The 5,007-nt window shown below is 46.8% G+C and carries 4 protein-coding genes; all 4 read right to left on the bottom strand.

Translation table 11 applies throughout. The features are described from left to right. A partial coding sequence (locus A3751_RS11365; protein ID WP_197466288.1) for a hypothetical protein occupies positions 1 to 372 on the bottom strand: 372 nt, incomplete at its 3' end. A gap of 36 nt (positions 373 to 408) precedes the next feature. Beyond that, positions 409 to 1,635: a polysaccharide pyruvyl transferase family protein gene (locus A3751_RS11360; RefSeq protein ID WP_068455928.1), complete on the bottom strand. Its 1,227-nt coding sequence runs from the start codon at positions 1,633 to 1,635 to the stop codon at positions 409 to 411. A gap of 5 nt (positions 1,636 to 1,640) precedes the next feature. Beyond that, positions 1,641 to 3,236 (bottom strand): oligosaccharide flippase family protein, encoded by a 1,596-nt coding sequence (locus tag A3751_RS11355; RefSeq protein WP_068455926.1) that lies wholly within the window; start codon positions 3,234 to 3,236, stop codon positions 1,641 to 1,643. Between the two features lie 228 nt (positions 3,237 to 3,464). Then, positions 3,465 to 4,949, bottom strand: coding sequence for a sigma-54 dependent transcriptional regulator (locus tag A3751_RS11350; protein WP_068455923.1), 1,485 nt, complete (start codon positions 4,947 to 4,949; stop codon positions 3,465 to 3,467). Positions 4,950 to 5,007: the final 58 nt, after the last annotated feature.

Raw genomic sequence — 5,007 nt, 5'->3', positions numbered from 1 at the left:
ACAGGTGAAGGTCATATAAGAGTCCAACACCGAAACGGCCGTTTCCAAAGACAATGACATCCCATGATTGGCACGATACAGATCGATCTCGCGGACCAAACGCTCGGCAACACCTTTGCCGAATCCTGGGCGCGGCGCTGCGAGCGCTAACCCTTTCTCTAACTTGTGCGCGTCCGCATCAATCCAGGAACGTAGCTGCGTTTCGGAATCAAAAAACTGCAAAGTGGACGAGTACTTTAAGTAGCGCTTCATATCGTAAAGATAGTTCGTTACAAGATCCAATGTCCGCATCGGCGAAAAGAACAGTGCTCGAAGGTTTCTTTTCCACCCCGCTGGAATAGCGGCCTTTACTATTTGTATGCTCGAATTCATGGTGATCTCCTAAGGTGTCATCAGTATTGTTCGTTGCTAAGCAAGCGTGAGACAGTTTTTGAGTGCTGCCACGCCATGTTCGAGTCGAATGAGCATGGACTCGCGAACGAGATCGGCAACCTCTTTGTAGGCGTCTTTTTCAAGAAGTATTTTTCGCACTTCTTTTTCAAGGTACTCGAACTTGATGTTGTCGGTGTCGCCTGCTGTACAGAAACCGAATTCAGAGAGAAAGTTGGTTACTTTTGAACCTCTGCCAATACCAATACACGGTGTGCTGCTAATCGCAGCGAAGATAAGTAGATGCAGCCGGCTACTGATGACGACATCCATTTTCGATGCTAAACCGGCAACGGAACTTGGTTTAACCGAGCCCGAGGCGATGATCGATTGAGAGCGATGAAACATCGCCTCGCGTATTTGTGACATCAGCTTAAAGTCGGTAATCGGGTTCATTGGAATAAACACGATTTTTGCCTGATAGGTATCCACTAATCCATCAAGCCATGATGCAAAGGCATCAAGCTGATTGATTTTTTGTTGCGATGAGATACAAACGCCGATCAGTTTTGAACCTGACTCCAAGACCTCCATCATACTGTCTCCCCAGAGTGCAGCCGTTGGCGCAACTAGAGGCAGTGCTATTGCTGGATCGGCAGCAACGATGGGCTGCTTGCTTAGGTTTGATTTCATCAGCTCTAGTTTACTGGGGAAATCGCGATTAATGACGAGATCGCAGCGGTCGAGAATCTCTTTCAAGCGTGTGCGTACGTCTTGCTCTTTGCGACACTCGTAACGCGTCGTGAGATCAAGTTTGCCACCGCTTGTCTGTTTAATTATGTCGAACAGACTTTTCTTCAAACCTGAGTTTAATTTGAAGTGGGCTGGATTGAAGGTGTCGTTCATCCCGGTACAGAATACGATCGTTTTCAAGCCTCGATTTTGAGCTTCACTCAGGCAGTTTAGTGCTGCGTTTGGGTAGTCTGATAGGCCCGTAGCCCCCGACCAAATGAATACGTCGGCACTATCTAGCGCGTCAAAGAACGCGGTATTGTCACGCTCGTTTCCACTAAAGGAGCTATGAAGCGGGCAAGTTTCGACATCTAGCCACTCGGCCGTGGTTTTCTGTTCTCCCGTACTGACGATAATGTTTGCTGCAGGCGTTGATTCGCGAACGATATTGACGACTTGTGCCAAGATGGCTTCGTCACCAATGTTGTTACATCCGAATGGTACGCCGCCTAGTAAAATTCTTAAGTTTGACATAGTGATTACTCCGTCAGTTGTTTTGTGATTACCAAGCTTGATTTGGATAGTTTGGCAGAGCGAGTATGGTTAAGTTTGGACAGGACTTGATGCACCTTGCCACGAAGGAAGATGTCTAAGTCTGTAATGTCGGCTTCATTAATGAATCTGAATTTGATTAACACAGCGAGTGTTGACACTAAATACACAAAGAACAGTGGGGCAATTGAGAATAGGCTTTCTGGCGCGAGTAGCACGCGTATTGCGTATCCAACCGCAAGGGTGACAAAAAGCACTCGAATAAAGAATGCGCCCGGGAAATAAATACCGCCAAGGATCTTTGATACAAGATAAAGGCGAATCGGAATTGTCAGCACAAAGGTGAGAATCAGCGCAGTAAAAGCACCCCAAATGCCCATGTTCAGTTCAACGATTAGTAGGTAGTCCAGAAGAATGTTGACGGTGAGCTGTAGCATCAATGTTGGGAACATCCGCATGACTTCTTCGCGCACTTGAATGCCTACAGAGAGCGGCGTGGAGATTAGTGGCAGAAGATGAAGTAGACAAAATGCCATCGTCAGTTCATAAACACCCCGAACTTCTTCGCCGTAGCAGTAAATCAGCATTTCCCCTGCAAACATGAACCCAAAAACGGCAATGGGCACGGCGATCAGAATCAGTATTTTATAGAGCGCTTTAATCAGTGTAGGAAGGCAACGAGGGTCTTTGACATACGCCTCTGAAACGCCAGAAACGAATAGTTCATGCACTGCTGCTGGGATAAACACTATAACCATCATTGGTAGTGAAAACGCCAGGTCATACATACCGACGGTCTCTGCATCGGTCATCCCGCCCAAGAAAAATAGCTCGGTATATTTCAACATAAGCAGGCGAACCAGCGTTGAGAGAGCGATGGAGCCGGATTGGTTGAACACGCGCTTTGCGCTGAGTACATTATTCTGCGACTGCCAATTTAAAGACTTTAGGTATCGCCAAAGAATTCCAGCTGCAACTAGATAAATCAGCCCGTAAGAGAGCGCTTGGGCCGATAAGGCATTGCTCACACTTGCGTCATTGTTGAGCAGCAACGCTAATGCGCATATCCATATGATGCCGTTCAAGACAGAGAACACAGCCATGCGCTTAGTTTGATATAGGGCGGTTAGAATAGAGTTGATGCTGGTTTTTAACTGCTCGCAAACCATGAGGATAAAGGTGAATAAAAGAGCGCCATTAAACGCGACTGAAAAGTACTGCTCGATATGATGTTGCGATAGATACATGCCGAGTCCAATAACAACTAAGGCAAGGGATTGCAGTATGAACCCAGTACCAATTAATCGCTTAATACCCGAGAGATCTTTATGTAAGACCAGTTCGGGAATAAAGCGAACGAAGGATGCGGTCATTCCCAAAGTGCAAACCAGAATAAGAACGTCAGCGATACTTCTGCAAATCACAAAAAGACCGTACTGCTCTGTCCCGAGTAGTCGGACCGAAAGGATGGAGATCAGGAAATAAACGATAAATAACAGGGACTTACTCAAAAGAGTCCAAGGAATCGCTTTTTGCGCCGACTCCGAAAACAATAATGTATTCCCGCTTTTGGTATTCGTCATTTTGCTAAAAACCTTTCAAAAATTTCTATCTTGTAAGGAGTTGAGCAAGGAGCAGGCCAGCAATGCCAAATAGCGCGTTAGTCACGCGCGATTTTACAGTGTCTGACAATTGGGGAGTTAGGAATGGGCGCTAGGCAGATCTGTTCAGTGAAAGGATAGAATGGGGCATTGATGGTGCAAAGGCCGATCAGACTTTAGATGTCTAGAGCTGACCGGCGTTATGGATCGTTATTCGGCTTCCCAAGATTGAATCTTGCGATAAAGGGTCGAAGGGCTTACTTGTAAAAGACCGGCTGCACGCACCACGTTGCCATCGCATTTATCGATCGCATGCTTGATAGCCTGCTCTTCTATCATTGCCAAAGGGATGACTTCGCCTCTGGGTGTATCTTCCATTGCATGGATGTTTGTTGGTGTGCCGAAATCGGTGTCGATAGCGATCTCTTGGGTTTCGATAGCGAGCGGCGGTTGCGCCGTATTCTCGATACTGGCAGAGCCAGGTTGGATGCCAAGCGCATTGGACAGGCATTTATCTGTGATCAACGGGCCGTCTGACATGACAACTGCATTGTGCACCGCGTTTTCGAGTTGACGCACATTGCCTGGCCAATGGTACCCTCGTAACAATTTTTCTGCATCGGATGAAAAGCCAATAACCACCTTATCTTCTTTTTCCGCGAACTTAGACAGAAATGCGCTGGCAAGCACGCAAGCATCATTGTCCCGCTCGCGAAGGGGAGGCAAGTTAAGTGGAATGACATTCAAACGGTAGTACAAATCTTCTCGTAGCTTCTTATCTTGGATCGCCGTGATGGGGTCGCGATTCGTTGCGCAGATGAATCGAATATCGACTTCTTCTAGTTGATTTCCACCAACGCGTTGGAAAGTCCCCGTCTGAATAAAGCGCAATAGTTTTGATTGCAGGTTGATATCCATTTCCGCAAGTTCGTCTAGAAACAGTGTGCCGCCGTTTGCTTGCGTGGCCGCGCCATCGCGATTGCTTATGGCTCCAGAAAAGGCGCCTTTTACATGTCCAAAAATCTCAGACTCCATCAGTTCTGAGGGAATTGCGGCACAATTCAAGGCGATGAACGGTTTGTCTTTTCGTTTGCTTAGGTCGTGTAATGCCCGCGCCGTGACCTCTTTGCCTGTTCCGCTTTCACCGGTAATCATCACAGAGGCTGAGCTTTGAGCTGCTTTTTCAATCGCATTGTAAATAAATTGCATTACGATGGATGGACCAACAAACCCCTGAAATTGTTCTTTTTTCTGGTGCTCGTATTGGTTGAGTGTCTTCTTCAGTATTGCCCGTTCAGCGACAATTTTTTGTGTATAGAGTGCATGATCGATGGTTTGAATGAGCTCATTTACGTTCCAGGGTTTCTGAATAAATCCCCAAATACGCCCCTCATTAATTGCTGAAAGGATGAGATCTTCTTCGGAGAAGCCGCTGAGTACTATCCGAATGGTTTCAGGGTAACGTTTCGACACTTCTCGGAGTAACTCGTCACCAGACATCTTCGGCATTTTCATATCGGAGACGACAACGTCGATAAAGTTGTCCTCCATGAGCGACAGAGCTTCATCGCCGCTGTTTGCAAAAAAGCTCTTGTAGGGTTGGGAGCGCGCAAAACGTTTGAGCGAACTGATGATGTTTGGGTCGTCATCCACAAAAAGTATGCTCTCACTCCAAGCGGTTTGTTCGTTTTCCATTTAATGTTCTCCCTCAGCGTCTTGGGTATTTACCGGTAAGTTAATACGAGCACATGTT

The sequence above is a fragment of the Oleiphilus sp. HI0080 genome, assembly GCF_001635135.1.
Note: the sequence above shows the minus strand (reverse complement) of the source record. Positions and strands in the feature narration are given on the sequence as shown.

Excerpts from the sequence above, each read along its gene's own strand:
- A3751_RS11360 (WP_068455928.1), bottom strand. The coding sequence starts at position 1,635 with ATGTCAAACTTAAGAATTTTACTAGGCGGCGTACCATTCGGATGTAAC.
- A3751_RS11355 (WP_068455926.1), bottom strand. The coding sequence starts at position 3,236 with ATGACGAATACCAAAAGCGGGAATACATTATTGTTTTCGGAGTCGGCG.
- A3751_RS11350 (WP_068455923.1), bottom strand. The coding sequence starts at position 4,949 with ATGGAAAACGAACAAACCGCTTGGAGTGAGAGCATACTTTTTGTGGAT.